General features: G+C 43.7%; 17 protein-coding genes and 1 other annotated feature. Of the genes, 9 read left to right on the plus strand and 8 right to left on the minus strand.

Annotated elements, in window-relative coordinates; genetic code table 11:
* Nucleotides 1-117: 117 nt before the first annotated feature.
* The 6 genes from IQ19_RS09170 to IQ19_RS09190 all read right to left on the minus strand — a co-directional run bounded on the left by IQ19_RS09170 (nucleotide 118) and on the right by IQ19_RS09190 (nucleotide 6576).
* Nucleotides 118-1038 (minus strand): ketopantoate reductase family protein, encoded by a 921-nt coding sequence (locus IQ19_RS09170; RefSeq protein WP_144542129.1) that lies wholly within the window; start codon nucleotides 1036-1038, stop codon nucleotides 118-120.
* A 74-nt stretch (nucleotides 1039-1112) separates the two neighbouring features.
* Nucleotides 1113-1262 carry a hypothetical protein gene (locus IQ19_RS28065; RefSeq protein WP_199749435.1) on the minus strand — a complete coding sequence of 50 codons (150 nt, stop codon included), beginning with the start codon at nucleotides 1260-1262 and terminating at the stop codon, nucleotides 1113-1115.
* Nucleotides 1262-2713 (minus strand): carbon starvation CstA family protein, encoded by a 1452-nt coding sequence (locus tag IQ19_RS09175; RefSeq protein ID WP_144542130.1) that lies wholly within the window; start codon nucleotides 2711-2713, stop codon nucleotides 1262-1264. Before IQ19_RS09175 ends, IQ19_RS28065 begins: the two co-directional genes overlap by 1 nt.
* A 514-nt stretch (nucleotides 2714-3227) precedes the next feature.
* The gene (locus IQ19_RS09180; RefSeq protein ID WP_144542341.1) at nucleotides 3228-3959 is read right to left on the minus strand and encodes a LytR/AlgR family response regulator transcription factor; all 732 of its coding nucleotides are present in this window, start codon (nucleotides 3957-3959) and stop codon (nucleotides 3228-3230) included.
* On the minus strand, nucleotides 3928-5697 hold the full coding sequence (locus IQ19_RS09185; protein ID WP_144542131.1) for a sensor histidine kinase: 1770 nt from the start codon (nucleotides 5695-5697) through the stop codon (nucleotides 3928-3930). Before IQ19_RS09185 ends, IQ19_RS09180 begins: the two co-directional genes overlap by 32 nt.
* A gap of 264 nt (nucleotides 5698-5961) precedes the next feature.
* Nucleotides 5962-6576, minus strand: coding sequence for a hypothetical protein (locus IQ19_RS09190; RefSeq protein WP_144542132.1), 615 nt, complete (start codon nucleotides 6574-6576; stop codon nucleotides 5962-5964).
* 82 nt (nucleotides 6577-6658) lie between these two features.
* On the opposite strand from IQ19_RS09190, the gene IQ19_RS09195 reads away from it, so the two are divergent.
* From IQ19_RS09195 to IQ19_RS09220, 6 genes are all read left to right on the plus strand, one after another.
* A complete protein-coding gene (locus IQ19_RS09195) occupies nucleotides 6659-7471 on the plus strand; it encodes a DUF2268 domain-containing putative Zn-dependent protease (RefSeq protein WP_144542133.1) in 813 nt (270 codons plus the stop codon).
* Nucleotides 7472-7489: 18 nt separating this feature from the next.
* The gene (locus tag IQ19_RS09200) at nucleotides 7490-8119 is read left to right on the plus strand and encodes an NUDIX hydrolase (protein WP_144542134.1); all 630 of its coding nucleotides are present in this window, start codon (nucleotides 7490-7492) and stop codon (nucleotides 8117-8119) included.
* Nucleotides 8113-8688, plus strand: coding sequence for a nucleotidyltransferase family protein (locus IQ19_RS09205; protein WP_144542135.1), 576 nt, complete (start codon nucleotides 8113-8115; stop codon nucleotides 8686-8688). The genes IQ19_RS09200 and IQ19_RS09205 overlap by 7 nt, the downstream gene beginning before the upstream one ends.
* A 110-nt stretch (nucleotides 8689-8798) precedes the next feature.
* Nucleotides 8799-9539, plus strand: a complete 741-nt coding sequence (map, locus tag IQ19_RS09210) for a type I methionyl aminopeptidase (RefSeq protein ID WP_144542136.1) — start codon at nucleotides 8799-8801, stop codon at nucleotides 9537-9539.
* A 96-nt stretch (nucleotides 9540-9635) separates the two neighbouring features.
* Nucleotides 9636-9845: a binding site (T-box leader), on the plus strand.
* Between the two features lie 49 nt (nucleotides 9846-9894).
* Nucleotides 9895-11151: a tyrosine--tRNA ligase gene (tyrS, locus tag IQ19_RS09215; RefSeq protein WP_144542137.1), complete on the plus strand. Its 1257-nt coding sequence runs from the start codon at nucleotides 9895-9897 to the stop codon at nucleotides 11149-11151.
* A gap of 295 nt (nucleotides 11152-11446) precedes the next feature.
* Nucleotides 11447-12442 carry a zinc-binding dehydrogenase gene (locus IQ19_RS09220; RefSeq protein ID WP_144542138.1) on the plus strand — a complete coding sequence of 332 codons (996 nt, stop codon included), beginning with the start codon at nucleotides 11447-11449 and terminating at the stop codon, nucleotides 12440-12442.
* A 40-nt stretch (nucleotides 12443-12482) separates the two neighbouring features.
* Here the strand turns inward: IQ19_RS09220 and IQ19_RS09225 are convergent, their stop codons facing one another.
* Nucleotides 12483-13529: a lactonase family protein gene (locus tag IQ19_RS09225; RefSeq protein WP_144542139.1), complete on the minus strand. Its 1047-nt coding sequence runs from the start codon at nucleotides 13527-13529 to the stop codon at nucleotides 12483-12485.
* Nucleotides 13530-13663: 134 nt separating this feature from the next.
* Between IQ19_RS09225 and IQ19_RS09230 the strand changes: the two genes are divergently transcribed.
* Nucleotides 13664-14431 (plus strand): hypothetical protein, encoded by a 768-nt coding sequence (locus tag IQ19_RS09230; RefSeq protein ID WP_144542140.1) that lies wholly within the window; start codon nucleotides 13664-13666, stop codon nucleotides 14429-14431.
* On the opposite strand, the gene IQ19_RS09235 is transcribed toward IQ19_RS09230, so the two are convergent.
* Nucleotides 14428-14835, minus strand: coding sequence for a GNAT family N-acetyltransferase (locus tag IQ19_RS09235; RefSeq protein WP_144542141.1), 408 nt, complete (start codon nucleotides 14833-14835; stop codon nucleotides 14428-14430). The genes IQ19_RS09230 and IQ19_RS09235 overlap by 4 nt on opposite strands.
* Before the next feature lie 150 nt (nucleotides 14836-14985).
* Here IQ19_RS09235 and IQ19_RS09240 point away from each other — a divergent pair, with 150 nt between their 5' ends.
* Together IQ19_RS09240 and mtnK are read left to right on the plus strand one after the other, a co-directional pair.
* On the plus strand, nucleotides 14986-15801 hold the full coding sequence (locus IQ19_RS09240; RefSeq protein ID WP_144542142.1) for an STAS domain-containing protein: 816 nt from the start codon (nucleotides 14986-14988) through the stop codon (nucleotides 15799-15801).
* A 405-nt stretch (nucleotides 15802-16206) separates the two neighbouring features.
* Nucleotides 16207-17430: an S-methyl-5-thioribose kinase gene (mtnK, locus tag IQ19_RS09245; protein ID WP_144542143.1), complete on the plus strand. Its 1224-nt coding sequence runs from the start codon at nucleotides 16207-16209 to the stop codon at nucleotides 17428-17430.
* Nucleotides 17431-17433: the final 3 nt, after the last annotated feature.

Genomic DNA, 17433 nt, shown 5'->3' on the forward strand with positions numbered 1-17433 from the left:
ACTCCTCCCGCTGGAGTCTCGCACCTTACGCTCCAATCAACCAACATTATTTATCAATGTTTTTTAATCACAAAATCTCTAATAAAAAAAGCACCTGCTTCAACAGGTGCATCAACCTTACAAACTATTTTTCTCATAAACCTTCAAGTTCGAATACACCGCAGCTATTACAGGTGCTTCCAAGCTTAGATCCTTAGCCTTCTCTAATAAATACCCAAAGAAATGGTCCGCTTCGATCGGCTGCTGTTTTTCCATATCCCGCTGCAGGGAAGATTTCATCTCATAGCCAATTTCGTTTACCTTTTGCACCTGTGCTTCTTCAATGCCCTCAGCGAGCGGAGCACCAATGCTTCTCATAACTGCTGAAGCTTCTTTCAGCACCTCTTTTACGGTGGCTAACCCGTATCCCTGTTCGCGGATGGGCCCAATGGGAGAGCGGAAAAGGGATGTAACGCCCGAAAGTGTAGAAATAAACAGATACTTATGCCACATCTCCTGCTCAATATGATCTGAAAGGCGGAAGTTCGCTTTTGTACCCGAAAAAGCTTGTTGCAGTTTTAGGATCCGCTCTGTTTTTTCACCTGAACGTTCGCCAAATACGAAGTCATGAACCGGGCTTGTTTGAATCACTTTTCCGTTTTCATCAAGGGTCGTTTCAATAAAACAGAGTCCGCCAAGTACTTTCTCTTCTCCAAAAGCTTCTGTCAGTGCATCCATGTGGGCAATTCCGTTTAAAAGGGGGAGAATCACTGTCTTTTCACTTACATATGTACGAATATCTTCAATCGCTCCCTGCAGATGGTAAGCTTTTGTGGAAAGCAGGATCACATCAAATTCCTCTGCTTTTTCTCCAGCTGTAACGGTTTTGGGGTTTGCAATCTTCATGTTCCCGTGGATACTCTCGACAGACAGTCCATCCTGCACCAGCTGCTGCTTTCTTTTTTCTCTCACCAGAAAGGTAACATCCTCGCCTTTTTCCAATAGCCTTCCGCCAAAATAGCCGCCAATGGCGCCAGCTCCTACAGTTAAAATTCTCATTTGCTTTCCCTCCTTATATGACTCTAATTCAATTATATAGGAAAAAGTGCACGCTTTGGACGTGCACTTTTTGGCTATAAAAGATAGGCTGTCAGCAATCCTCCTGCGGTAATGATGAACATAGCCATCTTAGCAAGCAAGGGAATCTTTTCACTGCCTTTTTTATTTACCTTTTCCTCTTGTTCCTTGACGGTTTCCCGAAAGTTAGGACTGCAGCAGCCCATTAGGCTGCACCCTTCCAGCTGGAAACGTCTTCATCAAGAGGGAAGTTGTTTCTTCGTGCCTTTTTTGCTGCTTTAAAGAATAGGGCGACAAGTGCTGCCGATCCGATTGCTGCGCCAATCCAGGATATATTCATTGGAAGACCGAAACCAATCTTCGCGTTTAAGATGTAGGTGATCACCATTACCAGCATAAATGTTCCTGGTAGTAGGGCAATCCAGTAGTTCTTCTTGGCGATGTACAGATACATCGCTGCTACAAAGAGAGCAATTACGGCTGTCGCTTGGTTAGCCCAGCTGAAGTATCTCCACAATAGGTTAAAGTCAATTTTCGTAAGAACGAAAGATACTACGAAAAGAGGAGTAGCAATCCACAAACGGCTGGACATTTTCTTTTGGGCAATGTTTAGGTATTCAGCAATAATCATACGCGCGCTGCGGAAAGCAGTATCTCCGGATGTGATTGGTAGAACAACTACACCAAGAACGGCAAGCGTACCGCCAACTGCACCAAGCATCATAGTAGATACTTCACTCACAACTGCTCCAGGACCGCCAGCTGCCAATAATTCATTCAATCCAGTAGGACCGTTAAATAAGCTCATGGCTGCAGCTGCCCAAATCATAGCGATAACACCTTCTGCAATCATCATGCCGTAGAAAATTTTGCGTCCTTGTTTTTCACGTTGAGTCGTACGAGAAATAATCGGTGTCTGTGTCGCATGGAATCCTGAAAGTGCCCCACATGTAATCGTGAAGAAGATTAATGGAAAAATAGGCAAGTTATCAGGATGGAAGTTGCTTAGGGATAACTCAGGGATTGGTGCTCCCTTAACAAGTAATCCGATTCCTACTCCAAGGGCACTGATGACAAGCAAAGCACCGAAATAAGGGTAAAGGCGTCCGATAATCTTATCGACCGGCATTAAAGTAGCCAGGATATAGTAAGCGAAAATCAAAGCGACAATAATGCCAAGTGTAACCTTGCCGTCCATTAAAACATGAAGCAAGCTTGCAGGCGTTGAAACGAACACCGTACCAACCAATAGCAGAAGAAGCACAGCGAAAGCGTTCACAACATGCTTCATCACTTTACCAAGGAACTTGCTTGCAAGCTCCGGCAAGTGGGCACCGCGGTTGCGGATGGAAATCATCCCGGTTAAATAATCGTGGACAGCACCAGCGAAAATCGCGCCAATCACAATCCAGATGAATGCTACAGGACCGTATAGAGCCCCCAGAATCGGTCCGAAAATAGGACCCGTACCCGCAATATTCAAAAGCTGAATCAGCGAGTTCTTCTTCGTGCTCATCGGCAGATAGTCAACCCCGTCCTGATGCGTATAGGCAGGAGTCGATCTCTCTTCCTGAACACCGAATACTCTTTCAACAAATTTTCCGTACGTAAAATATCCGAGAATTAAAAGCGCAATACCGGCTAGAAATGTAAACATAGTAAATCCCCCTTTATTAAAAAATTGAATGAATGCGTTTACATAGATTATAAAAGAGAAAAAGAGATTTTGAACATTTTGTGTCCAAGATGTAAAAAACGGAGATTAAAATGCAAATATGGAGGATTAAGATGCAAAGAAGAGTTTTAGAATTCCGACAAAATTCATCATTTTCTAGCAATTAGAACAGTTATCCACTGAGATGTCCACATTTTCTGTGTTTAGCAATGAAAAAACTAGTTTTCCACAGACAGAATTTGCTAAGGAAGGAGGATATCCACAAATTTTAGAGCAGATTGTTTTTAATTTTCGCTTGATGTAAGCAAGTACTTAATTTACGACAACGCAAACCGTTTCCGCCAAGACTCAATAGCCCGGTGGACGACGCAATAAACTCACATCTACGCAAACGAGTCATTACCACCCAAGCCTCCCACAGCAAGACTCAATCACAATCCACACCACATCCCCAATCTCCCAAAAATAAAAAAAGCACCGTTCCCGATGCTTTTTCTCATAACTCCAATCTAACTCTTAACGCCTTCACATAATTTCTGCTCACAGACAGCATTTCCTCCCGGCCTTCCATTTCGAGCTGGTAAGCACCATTAAACCATGGGGTCAGCCGCGTCACATAATCGAGATTCACTAGATAGCTCTTATGAATCCTGAAAAAAGAGAAGGGTAGCAGCCGGCTTTCCAAATCCTTTAGCGGGGTTTTTGTCTCATATTCTCTGCTTTTGGTGATGATTCGCGATACTTTTTCATCTCTGTAGATATACAAAATATCTTTTGGCTCCAAGTAAAGAATTTCCCCGTCTTCTTCGACAGCCAGTTTGCCGGGCGGTTTGCTGATTTCCGTTTCTTTCCCTGGTGCAATCAGCTTTTCAATCCGCCTGACTGTTTGTTCGAGCTGTTCTTCGTCATAAGGCTTCAGCAAATAATCAATTGCTTCATAACGGAAGGCTTCGGCAGCGAACTGCGGATAGGCGGTGGCAAAGATGATGAGCGGAACTTTTTTAAGCTCTTTTAGCGATTTAGCCGCTTCCATTCCATTCATCTTTGGCATTTCCACGTCTAGGAATACCACGTCTGGCTGAAGCTGGATGGCCTTCATGACCGCGGCCTCGCCGGATTCGGCCTCGCCAACCAGCTGAATTGAAGGAAAGTCCTCCAGTAAGTGCTTTAATTCATCCCTGCTGTATCGTTCATCATCAGCTATTAATGTTCTGATTGTTCTGTCCATCATCAACTTCCTCCGTTTGTGGAATGGAAAAATGAATATTTGTGCCGACACCCGGGGTGCTGTTTATGTTCAAAGAAGCTTCTTCGCCAAACATCATCGACAGCCGGCGGTTTACATTATAAAGTGCAAGTCCCGACCCAGTTTCCGACTGCAATGTTTCTTTGCCGATCTGCTCGGCTCTTTCCTTGCTCATCCCCTGGCCATTATCTTCTACCTTTACCATCGTCATTGCATCCCGTTTCTGAATGGTAATTGTAATCAGACAATCCTGCTCCTTGTTCTTAATCCCATGCTTAACGGCATTTTCAACAATCGGCTGCAGCGTAAGCGGAGGAATTTTTTCCAAAAGGGCGTCTTCATCAATGTCATAGATAACCTCCAGCCGATCGATAAAACGCGTTTCTTCAATTGACAGGTAGGCCTTGACATGCCTTAATTCCTGTTCAAGTGTCGTAACGCTGACCGTAGTGGCAGTCAGATTTTGCCTCAAAAAATGAGAGAGGGATACGAGCAGCTTTCGTGCTTTGGCAGGTTCAATCCGGACAAGGGATACAATGGTGTTCAATGAATTAAATAAAAAATGCGGCGATATTTGTGCCTGCAATGCTTTGATCTCGGCTTCTTTTGCCAGTTGATACGCTTTGTCAGCCTCCGCGATTTCCAGCTGATTGCTGAGCAGGACACTTAGCCCTGATATTAGTTCCATTACAAGATTATTAATTTCTTTTTCGGAGCTAAAATAGAATTTCAGCGTTCCAATTGTCTCACAGCGAAGTTTTAACGGAGCTATGATAGCCGCCCCAAGCGGACATCTTTCTTCCCGGCAGTGAATGGTCCGGTCATTGGCCACAACCAGTTCCCCGTGCTGAATCACATCCCGGGTAATTTGCGTCTGGATCGGGCTTCCGGAACGGTGATGGTCATCGCCAAGTCCAACATGGGCGAGGATTTCCGTATGGTTAGTGATGGCAACGGCTTTCGCCTGCAGTTCTTTATGTAAGATTTTGCAGACTGCCAAAGCTGATTCATGATTGATGCCCTTACGAAGGTATGCAAGCGTCTGGTCCGCAATCCGCAGTGTTTTCTGTGCATGAAAAGCGCCTGCTTTTTCTTCTTCGTTTATGACATTTTTTATAATAAGGAGAAAAAGTGCGCTGCCAAGGCCATTCGCAATAATCATCGGGATGCCAATCATCTCCACAAGCGCTACCGCTTTCTCAAGAGGCCGTGAAATCCCAATTATAATCAGCATTTGCACTGCTTCTGCAGTGGCTCCAATGAAAAAAGCGGAAGAAAGCTTCACATGCTCATTTTTCTTATGAAAAAAGCCCGCAAGTATTCCCGCAACGATAGAAGCCAAACCGCAGGCAAGCGCCGTAAAGCCTCCAAGCGTAAAACGGTGAAAGCCTGCAATGATGCCGGCGCCAATTCCGACCTTGTAACCCCCAAGCAGTCCGGCAAGAACAACACCAATTACTCTCGAATTAGCAATCGCTTCGTCTGAGGCAAGCTCGGATGCCCAGCGGTTAAACTGCAGGGTATCGGTATTGAAGGCAAGCCCAGTATAAGTTCCGATAATGCCAAAAAAACCGAAAAAAAGGATAGCCTTATACTGCTGCTGCCGCTTTAATCTTTCACCATATACCATATCCCTGAAAAAGCGGAACCTTGTCAGGATCAGCGCAATCGTGACAATAATTCCTAGCCGTTCCAGCATTGTAATCAGCAACTCCAACATAGGCATGGCCCCTTTAACCAAGTTCGTTACAGTTTATTTTAATAGATTAAAGAAAAAATTAAAAATTGGCGGTTTAGAATTTTTCAAAACCCATTACTGTAAACAGGCTTTTCAAGTGTTTGTGTCGAAAGGATAACCCATAAAACGGATAGGAGGCAATTTGGATGCTGTTCTATTTTTCAACGGGCATGGTTTTGAGGAACTACCAAAACCAATCAGGAAAATAATAGAGGATACTCATAGTAAGAGTATCGTTTCTACCAATCAGCTTTTTGGGAAAAGGACCTCTTTATCCAGGATAACCTCTTTGGTAGGGTTTTCCATCGGCATAAAATAAGGAACCAGCGCGAAGCTGATTTTGTCTAAGTCTTCCGGTAAAGCCGGAGAGACAAGAAACGACATTTGAGTATTCCCGCCGCCCCCGCGTGACCGATGCCTTTTAACGTGATAATCAGCTGCACCGTCAATCTCCAGCATTAAGCGGGGGATCAAATGGCCAATATTTTCATCCTTATCTTTATAACTGATTTCAAGGGTAATGACACTGCAATTATCGTGTTGCATGGCATGGGTCAGCACATAATCAAAATCATCAACGGTAGACTTTTTCATGATCGGCAGTACATTGAGGATTTCACCAGGCTCATCCGGAATAAACGGGTAGCTGCGGTCATCCAGACTGTTAAAGAACCAGCCAATTTCCGGAACTTCCATATCATATTTCTTTGCCCATTCTTCCATCAGTTCCATAGGCGGAAAAAATCGCTTTCCCTTTGTATTGGCTTTTCTTTCCTGAAGCAGATGCAGCAGCTTTTCATCGATTTCTTTAAATGTTTCATTATATACATTTTTCACTCTTCCAAACTCAGCCCAGCCCATATCAGAAAACCTCCAAGAATACTTATTTTCCTCAAGTGTGCCTAAATATGGATAATTAGACCAATTAAAGGAGCCAAGCGCCATGGCCTATACTCTTAATCAAATCACGCCTGTCAAATTAATAGAAAACCGGCATAACCTGAAAAGCTACCTCCAATCCCAGCTCAGCCCTTTACTTAGCAAAAGGTCATGGATGCAGGACTGGGACCAGCTTGCCAGGAGATTTCAATTACTAAAATTTGAAGTATTATCAGAGCCGGAGATTCATTCTTATAGCTGGAATCAAGAACAAGTTTCATCAATCATTCATGAGACAATAGAAAATGTCGAAAAATATCTTCACTTCCAGCACCTGAACATCACCATTGTACCGGCACTTCCTTTTCCATGGTTTCAAAAATACGATCAATCCCTCTGGACAAATGGCTATACCGTGGGAGCGGCTACCATCGTTCTGGCCATCCCGCCTGATCCCGATCCCGTTTTTCTAAGGTATATGCTCGCCCACGAGATGCATCATGCTTCCCCGGAAAATCCAATCTTCAATTTGACGTTAGATACCTTTACACTAGCAGATTGGTATAAAATGGAGGGAGGTGCAGAATACTTCAGCCTTTCGCTTTATGATGATAAGCGGTGGTGGAAGGATCATTTTACAGAGGAAGCCGAGCAGGCCTATCAGGAAATAGCGCAAAAAAATATAGGAACGACAGACGATCGCCTAAAAAGCAAAATTTGTTTTGGCAATCAGGATATGGGGATCCCTGTATTTGCGGGCTATTCTTTTGCTTATAAAATGGTCCGGCAGTATGCTGAACAGCAGAACGTCCGTAATTATCGGGACTTATATAAAGCAAATCCGCTCGACATCTTTAATACTTATATCACGAAATAGAAGAGGAGGACATCTTCAATGGAAACAGAACTTCTCAACATTTTTGATGATGACAGAAAACAAATTGGCGTGGCATCACGAGCAGAAGTACATACAAAAGGGCACTGGCATGAAACCTTTCACTGCTGGTTTATCAGCAAGGAAGATAATAGAGATTTTATTTATTTTCAGAATCGAAGCAAGGACAAAAAGGATTATCCGGATCTTTTGGACATAACAGCTGCGGGCCATATTTTAAGCCATGAATCTGTCATGGATGGCATCAGGGAAGTAGAAGAAGAGCTGGGGATTAAGGTCGCCTTTGAAGAGCTTGTTCCCCTTGGTGTCATTGATTATTGTGCGGAGAAAGAAAATTTTATAGACAAAGAATTGGCACATGTTTTTCTATATCCCAGCCATCATCAGCTAAATGAATTCAATCCACAGCTTGAAGAGGTATCTGGAGTTGTCCGGATCGCTAAGGAGGATTTCTACGAGCTATGGTTTAACGGTAGAGAATCTATTGAGTCAGAAGGGTTTGAAATCATCAATGGAAAAAGAATCCAAGTTCGCAGACAGGTAACCAAAGAGGATTTCGTTCCCCATGAGGATTACTATTACAGGCGTATACTGCATTCAATCCGTGAACTGGAGACAGAAAAATGCTAATAAAGACGGAAAAAGATATCGCGAATCTGGTAAGGGAAGACGAATGGATGATGGATATTCTTTATGCTGCGCATTCATTAAACTTACCCGATTGGTGGGTCTGCGCCGGCTTCATCAGGGCAAAGGTTTGGGATGTACTTCATGGATTCACTAAAAGAACTCACTTGCCGGATGTGGATGTCATATACTTTGATAAAAGTGATCTCAGCGAAGAGACGGAAAAAGGTCTTGAGTCCAAGCTGCAATATCATATGCCAGGAGTGCCCTGGTCTGTTAAAAATGAAGCAAGGATGCACCTCGTCAATAATATTCCGTCTTATGAGTCATCTGCAGATGCTATCTCAAAATTCCCGGAAACCGCCACCGCCCTTGGGCTAAAGCTTAATGAGCACAACGAGGTCATTTTAACCGCACCATGCGGAATTGAGGATTTGCTTGCTTTGAAAATTAAGCCTACACCTTATTTTGCAGAAAATGAGAAGCTCGCTAAAGTATACAAAGAACGGATCCAAAAAAAGAGCTGGAAGTCGATCTGGCCAGGGGTTGAGGCCATTCAATCAAACGTTTGATTGAAAAGTCCGGGGAGTTTTTTAGCAAGGGAGAATGCGAAATCTTATTAAGCGCACTCCATTTAGACTATAATAGAGAAATAACAACTTATGAAAAGGCAGGACTCAAAATGATTGTAAAAAATGAGGAAGAACTGGCAAAACTTAAAGAAATCGGCAAAATTGTCGCAGAGATACGCGATGCAATGATTGAAAAAACAAAGCCTGGCGTAACAACCAAGGAGCTTGATGATTTTGCAGGCGAGCTTTTTGAAAAGCATGGAGCCATCTCAGGCCCTAAGGGAGAATATGATTTTCCGGGCTTTACTTGCATAAGTGTCAATGAAGAAGTCGCGCATGGCATACCAGGAAGCCGTGTCATTAAAGAAGGCGACCTTGTAAATATCGATGTTTCGGGATCCAAGGATGGCTATTTTGCAGACACAGGCCTATCTTTCGTAGTCGGCGAGGACGAAAATCTTCAGAAGCTTTGTGACACAGCCAAGGAAGCATTTGAAGAAGGACTGAAAAAAATAAAGCCCGGCGGCAAGCTAAGCCTGATTGGAAAAACTGTTCAAAAAGTCGCAAGAAACAACGGTTACTCTGTCATCATGAACCTGACCGGACACGGAATCGGCCGCTCTCTTCATGAAAAGCCCGATCACATCCTAAACTATTTTGATCCATGGGATAAGCAGCTGTTAAGAGAAGGCATGGTCGTCGCGTTCGAACCGTTTATCTCAAGCGGGGACGAAGAAGTAAGAGAAATGAGCGATGGCTGGACCTTCGTCACACCGAACAAAAGCCACGTCGCCCAATGCGAACACACGGTTATCGTCACAAAAGAAGGTCCGATTATTTTAACAAGATAGAAGTAAGGAACAGGGGGCATCTGCATAGGCTTCATCTAGAAAAAACTACTTGAACATTACTCCCCAATCCGCTAAAATAATGAAAATAATTTCAAATGTAAAGTAATGACAGGAATTCAGTAGCTGCTTATCTCCCTGTTTCTAGAGAGCTGATGTCCGGTGAAAATCAGCACAAAGATAAGAGTGAATTACCTCCTGGAACTTTTCTTGTGAACAGCAGTAGCAAGAAACGGCACGGACCGTTATTCCGCTGAGTGGAAGAGCAATCTTCAAAAAGGGTGGTACCGCGTAAACCACGTCCCTTTCATTAGGGGCGTGGTTTTTTGTATTCAAATAGAAAGAAAGGATGAGGGGCATGGAGAATTATATTGAAAAGCTGACAGCTGAACAGAAACAGGAAGTGAAGAGGCAGCTGGAGATTTATCGCAATGGTGCCCAGGAAATCCTTCCCGTAGCGGAATTGAAAAATAAAATTGCCAAATCTATTTTTCTAAATAAGCCTTTGAAAATTAAACTAGGGCTGGATCCTTCTGCCCCCGATGTCCATATTGGCCATACGGTTGTATTAAATAAATTGAAGCAGTTCCAGGAAAACGGCCACATCATACAGCTGATCATTGGTGATTTTACAGGAAAAATTGGCGACCCGACTGGCAAATCTGCAGCACGCAAACAGCTGACTGCAGAAGAGGTTAAACATAATGCCAAAACATACTTCGAGCAGTTCAGCAAAGTGCTGGATATGGAAAAAGTGGATCTTCACTACAATTCAAAGTGGCTCGCAGATCTGAACCTTGAAGATGTGATCCGCCTGTCAGCCAGCATAACAGTTGCCCGCTTGCTTGAACGGAATGATTTTTCCGAGCGGCTATCAGCAGGCAAGCCGATTTCATTGCATGAGTTTTTCTACCCGCTGATGCAGGGCTACGATTCAGTTGTACTTGAAAGTGATATCGAGCTTGGCGGCAACGATCAGCATTTCAATGTCTTGATGGGCCGCCATCTTCAGGAACATTTTGAAAAAGAAAAACAGGTAGTCATGCTGCTGCCGCTACTCGAAGGCCTGGACGGCAAAGAGAAGATGTCCAAATCGAAAAACAATTACATCGGCGTGGATGAGGATCCGAATCATATGTATGGCAAAACGATGTCCATTCCGGATGAACTTACTGCGAAATACTTTAATCTTGTAACAGATTTGCCGGTATCTGAAAAAGAAAGAATGGCCGAGCAAATTGAAAGCGGCAGTTTTCATCCGCGAGACGCCAAAATGCTTTTAGGAAAAACAATCGTCCGCATGTACCATGGCGCTGAAGCAGCTGAAAAAGCCGAACAGCATTTCAAAACCATTTTTCAAAAAGGCGCCATGCCGGAAGATATTCCGGAGATTGCATGGAGCGGTGCCGATGAAGTGCCAATCATAGATCTAATTGCAGAACTTGGGCTGCTTTCCTCCAAAACCGAAGCAAGAAAAATGATTGCTAACAGCGGCATACGAATAAACGGCGAAAAAGTGAACGACGTCAAATTAACAGTGGAGATCACAGACGGTTTAGTCCTTCAAGCAGGGAAAAGAAATTTTGTAAAACTAAAGCGTAGCCCGCAAACATGATCAGACCGGGAAGTTGCACGCAAAAGTCCAAAAGTGGTTCATAAATCCAGAAAGTTGCACGTAAATCATCAAAAGTGGTTCATAAAATCTGAAAGTTGCACGTAAATCATCAAAAGTGGTTCGTAAAAATAAAAAGTTGCACGCAAAAGTCTGAAATTGGGTCATAAAATCCGAAAGCAACAAAAATGTTATGCTGATAACTGACAAAATCCAAGGCATATTGCTTTTTCCATCAGCCTTTTTCAAGATATTATAGAAATAGACTAAATTTTTAAAGAAAAGCAGGTGCACTTATATGAAAGCCATCATTCATGAAGGGAAAACCGGCCGCGCCGGTTTATCCTACGGAGAAATTGCCAAGCCGGAGCCGGCTGCTGGCGAGGTAAGAGTAAAATTAAAAACGGCCGGGTTAAACCACCGTGATTTGTTCGTAGTAAACCGCCATCAGCCGGAAGATCCTGCGCTCGTAATCGGTTCAGACGGGGCGGGTATCATCGATGCAGTCGGTGAGGGTGTTACAAACGTAAAGTCAGGCGATGAAGTTGTCATCAATCCTGGCCTAGGCTGGAAAGAAAACAGCGATGCCCCGCCAGCAGGCTTCGAAATCGTCGGGTTGCCGTTCCACGGCACGTTTGCCGAATATATCGTGATCCCTGCTGAAAATGCTGCGCCCAAGCCAGCACATTTGACCTGGGAAGAAGCTGGGGTCCTTTCACTCGCTGCGCTCACCGCGTACAGAGCTCTATTCACGAGAGGAAAATTGCAGGCTGGCATGAAAGTGTTTGTCCCTGGAGTTGGCGGGGGTGTTGCCACATTTCTGATGCAATTCGCAAAGGCAGCAGGTGCAGCCGTCTATGTGGCTTCCCGTTCGGAGGAAAAATGCCAGAAGGCTTTTGAACTAGGTGCCGATAAAGCTATAAACAGCAATGACGACTGGAATGAATCGCTTGGCGGAGAAAAGGTTGACCTTGTCATCGAATCAGTTGGCCCTGCCACCTTTAATAAATCACTCGGAATCCTCCGTAACGGCGGTACCATCGTTACGTTTGGATCTTCTTCAGGCGACCAGCTTGAACTCAATCTCCGCAGCCTGTTTTATGCTCAGCAGAACCTGCTTGGCTCAACAATGGGAAGCGCAGAGGAATATCATCAAATGCTTCAGTTTATTGAAAAGCATCAGATCAAGCCGGTTCTTGATCAAGCCATCCCGCTCGAACAATTTGAGCAGGCATTTGATAAAATTGAAAACGCAGCTCAATGGGGCAAAATTGCCTTCAAGATCAGCGAGTGAAAAAAGGGTGAGAAACTGCAAAAGCAGTATCTCACCCTTTTCATAATACATGTAAAAATTTCACACAAACCGGATCCGGTACCGCCACATCAGATTGCAGCAATGTCAATTTACCGGTATTTTCATCCCTGGAATACAAAATAAGATTGCTGGAATTCTGGTTGGATGCGACTACAAATTTTTCTGTAGGATCCAGCACAAAGTCGCGCGGCCAGTTTCCTTCTGTTGACGTGTGTTCCACAAACAAAAGCTCGCCATTATCCTGATTTACCGAGAAAACCGCAATGCTGTTATGTCCGCGATTGCCGGCGTAAACAAAACGGCCGTCAGAAGAAATATGGATGGCGCTTCCCTGATTATTTTCCTTAAAATCCTCTGGGAGTGTAGAAATCGCTTGCAGCTGTGTAAAGCTGCCATCCTCCTGATATTGCAGCAAAAGAACTTCAGAGCTGAACTCAGTCATGACATATGCATACTTTCCATTCGGATGGAAAACGAGATGTCTTGGACCGCTGCCTGCCTTAACAGACAGTGTGCTTTTTTTATTCAAAACTCCTTCATTTACTTCATACGAAATCACCTGGTCGATTCCAAGATCAACTGCAATTACATATTTTTCATCAGGCGTTAGTCCCGCATAGTGCGTGTGAGGCTTTTCCTGCCTGCTGTCCGGACCAGATCCGTTATGCTCCATTACAGAAACGGCAGGGCCAATAGAACCGTCTGAATTTGTTAAATAGGACTCAACTGTTCCTTTATGATAGTTGGCACTGAACACATTTCCAGCTGATGAATCAACGCTGACATGGCATGGGGGAGAGCCGGCGGATACCTGGCTGTTGAATGCTTCCAGTGAGCCGCTTCCGCTGTCCAAGCGATATGCAGCCACACCGCCAGAGTCGCCTTTTTTAACAACAGAGTATAAATATTGATTATCCTTGCTAATTGTTAAATAAGTCGGATTATCCAGTTTCGCTGCCACTTTTACGTCAGAAATCTTGCCTGCTGCTGGATCCAGAACAAAGGAATAAATCCCTTCACTTTCACCCTTTGTGTATGTACCTATGTATCCAATGTATTTGGCCATAAGAAGCCTCCTCTATGTTATTTCTTCTGAAAAATACTCTATCATAATTTTTGCATCAATCAAAAGGAAGAGGAGTTTTTCTACCGAAAAAGAATATATAGGGAGGCTTTTTTAATTGGGAGAGGATGATTCATATGATCGCACCTGAATCTATACTGTCCATTTGGAAAAGGTTTGACCGTTTTCCAATGGAGACCTTAACAAAAGCCTGGTTTTACCATAAAGCCGGGAGAAAGAAACAGCGGGATGTTTCCTTAATGAAGGAACATTATGCTAAATATGGCATTAGCGGAAATTGCTTTGATTTGGCCATCTGGCTTCTTTATGAATTGAAACAGGCGGGAATCGAAGCCTACCCGGTCGGCCATCGCATGAAAACCCCCTCAGCACATGCCGCCGTAGTCGCGGTTGATGAAAAAGGACGCCGCTATTTATGCGACCTCGGGGACCAATGGCTGCAGCCGATTTTAATCGATGCGGATAGCGGGGATTTTTCTGTTGAAAAATTAAGAGGGTTCTTCCCGGCAGCAGATGTTCAGGTGGCAGCAGGAGGGAGCCAGCTGGAGATTGCCTACCATCGCCAGGGCGGGAAAATTTCACGGCAAAAGTATGACACTTTACCAATAGACATGAATACTTTCCTCGAAGCTGCCGAAAAGTCACAAAATACCATCAATCCGAAACCATTGCTTGAGCAGAGAGTACCTTTTAAAAACGAAACCGCCCACTGGGAGTTCTACAATTGGGAAAGCTTCCTAAGCAGCACTGAAGGTCTGTATCACGAAAAACATGCGGGATCCCTTGAGGAATGGGCATTTCGAATCCATGAAAAAACAGGTTATGACCAGCAGTATTTAATAGAAGCACTGGGCATTTATAAAAAACTAGCAGCCGGCACCTAGGTATAATCAGCATTGCCGGCTTGCTTCTTATGGAGCAAGTAATCAGCCATAGCCTTTACAAGCAAAGTGCCTATGCCTTTGTTCCAATATTCGGTTTCGCTGATGAACTGGTCCGTGCCGTATACGGTTCCAATAAAATCACTGTATCCGTATAGTTCACGGGTTTCTTCATCCAGCTCGTAGAATTGGATATAACCTATGCCAGCTCCTTCATACTCAACCAGGCACCGTTTGACACCATCATCACGGTCAAAAAACTTTTGATTAACCGATTTCAAATCAAAAGGCCGATCACGTCCTTCGTAAAATTCCAAAACAGCTGGATCGGATAGCCATTTTTGCAATAAGAGATTATCTGAGCGTTTTAAAAGCCTGACAGACAATGGGCCAGTTTGGTAAATCATTGCTCAGCCTCCTTTTCTAAAAAAAATATTCGTGCTAGAAGCGCTAATCCTTTTCAAGGAAAATTTTCCTATTTATTTCCCGATTTGTCATTTTCAATATATAGTACGTTATAATCGAAGCAAGACATAAGAGAGGAGATATTCTTACATATGGAGCCTATTCAAAAAGTTTCAGCGTATCTTACTCAAAATGCAGAAACATTATCTGAAGAGATCGTGGCAGAAATCGTAAGCAGATTTGGTTTTGAGATTCCTAAACAGGAGTTTGACGCAGCCGTTTCGATGTATATCGAATTTATGAAATTCCTGGGAACGATGATTGCCAGCAGCGAGGATCAAGTTCCTGAAGGTTTGGTCGAATGGAGCAAAGGGAACGGAGAACAGGCAGCTGCCATGGGCGGGAAGATTTCGGATATTGTCACCCGCTATCCGGACACCCGCATTGTTTTTACAGATAGATTAAGAAATATCGGGAAAGAGCATGGGTTAACGGCAGATGAGGTTATTACGATTGTAAAAAAGGTTAACTATATGCTGGATATAAGCGTCAATGAAACGGTGTTTGCTTTTGAGCGGCACACCCAAAAATTAATTAAAGAAACCCAGACTCAAGTGAATGAACTATCTGCTACTATCGTGCCGATTCAGGACAGCATTGCGATTTTGCCATTAATCGGCAGCATCGATTATGAGCGTGCCCAAATCATTATTGAAAAAGCGGTTCCCAAAGTAAATCAATTAGGAATTGAGAACCTGATCATTGATTTCTCAGGGACGGTCAATATTGATATCGAAATTGCCAAGCATATTTTTGATATTCGGAATATCCTTCTTCTGACAGGTGTTAACACGATTGCAACAGGCGTGCGCCCCGACTTGGCCAAAAAAGCAGTCACTCTCGGAATAGATTTGTCTTCCCTTGAGGTTTACTCGACTGTCCAGCAGGCGATCAAAAGCATAAAATAGGTAAACCGTTTGGGGCTGCTCGTGGCAGCTCCTTTTTTATTAGGTTAAAAAGCTCATTATTAATTTTGGGGTCCTGTTGATTGGAGCGGAAGGGCACGAGCGCCTCGGAAAAACTGCCGCATTTCCTTGGTGCGGTGTTTATTCAAGGAGGCTTATTCAATGTCCTGCGGAAGTGCGGGTCATAGGAGACCCCGCAGATGTAAAGCGCCGAGGAGCGTCGGACCGGCAGCGACAGCTTGAGTGCCTGGAGCGGAAATCAGCAGACAAGAGTGGCAGCTTTCTATTAAAAAAATGTTGTCGAAGCCACCATCCCGTGATAGTATTTAGATATTTTAAAATATATAAAAAACATGAAATCATAGATTCTTTTTAAAAGTTTCGTATATGAATTAGGAGGCCTTTAACATGACGGTTTTCACATCTGCCTATTTTACCATGAATGAACAGGAAGCTATTGAGTATGCAAAAACAAGGTTGGATTACTTTGCTCCTGATGCTGAATTGGAATGCAAGGAAATTGGGGATGGCAATTTAAACTATGTATTCAAGCTGACTGACCAAAAAAATAATAAGTCCCTTATCATTAAACAGGCCGGGCCTGTTGCAAGAATATCAGATGAATTTAAACTTTCTCCAGATCGCAACCGTATTGAATTCGAGATTTTGGAGCTGCAAAACAAGCTGGCGCAAGGGTTCGTGCCAAAGGTGTATAACTATGATCCAATCATGAACTGTACGGCAATGGAGGATTTGTCCGATCATACCATCATGAGAACCGCATTAATGCAGCATGAAAAGTTTCCGCTGTTTTCCGACCATATTACCACATTCATGGTGAATACTTTACTCCTTACTTCAGACGTGGTGATGGAGCATAAGGAAAAGAAAGGGCTAGTTCAAAAATTCACCAACCCTGAATTGTGCGAAATTTCTGAGGACCTTGTGTTCACAGAGCCTTTTTACCATTGTCCAAGGAATGAAGTTTTTGAGGGAACAAGAGAGTTTGCTCAAGAAGAAATTTGGGGGGATTCGAAGCTTCAGCTTGAGACAGCCAAGCTCAAGTTTGAGTTTATGACCAATACTCAGTCCTTGCTGCATGGCGACCTGCATACAGGCTCTATTTTTATAAAAAAAGATTCTACTAAAATCATCGATCCGGAGTTTGCCTTCTACGGGCCTGCTGGCTATGATGTTGGAAACGTTATTGCCAACCTGATTTTCGCCTATGTAAACGCGAAATATACGATGGCTGAAGGTGAAGCACGAACTGACCAGATGGAATACCTTGAAAACACCATTGAAGACATTGTGGACCTTTTCAAGGATAAATTTTTAAAGGCATGGGATGAAAAGGCAACCGAACAAGCCGCCCGCTATGAAGGCTTTAAAGAATACTACCTTGATACTGTCCTTCGTGACACTGCGGCTGTAACTGGGCTCGAACTGTCCAGAAGAATTATCGGATTGGCATCTGTTAAAGATGTCACATCCATTGAAGACCCAAACAGCAGAGCTGCGGCAGAAAAGATTTGTCTGTCTGCCGGAAAAATGTTTATTATGGATAGGGAATCTTTCAAAACAGGAGCAGACTTTGTCAGCGCTCTGAAGGACTGTGAAAAAAGATTCTAGAGG

This window comes from Cytobacillus oceanisediminis (genome assembly GCF_007830235.1).
GTDB lineage: Bacteria > Bacillota > Bacilli > Bacillales > Cytobacillaceae > Cytobacillus > Cytobacillus oceanisediminis.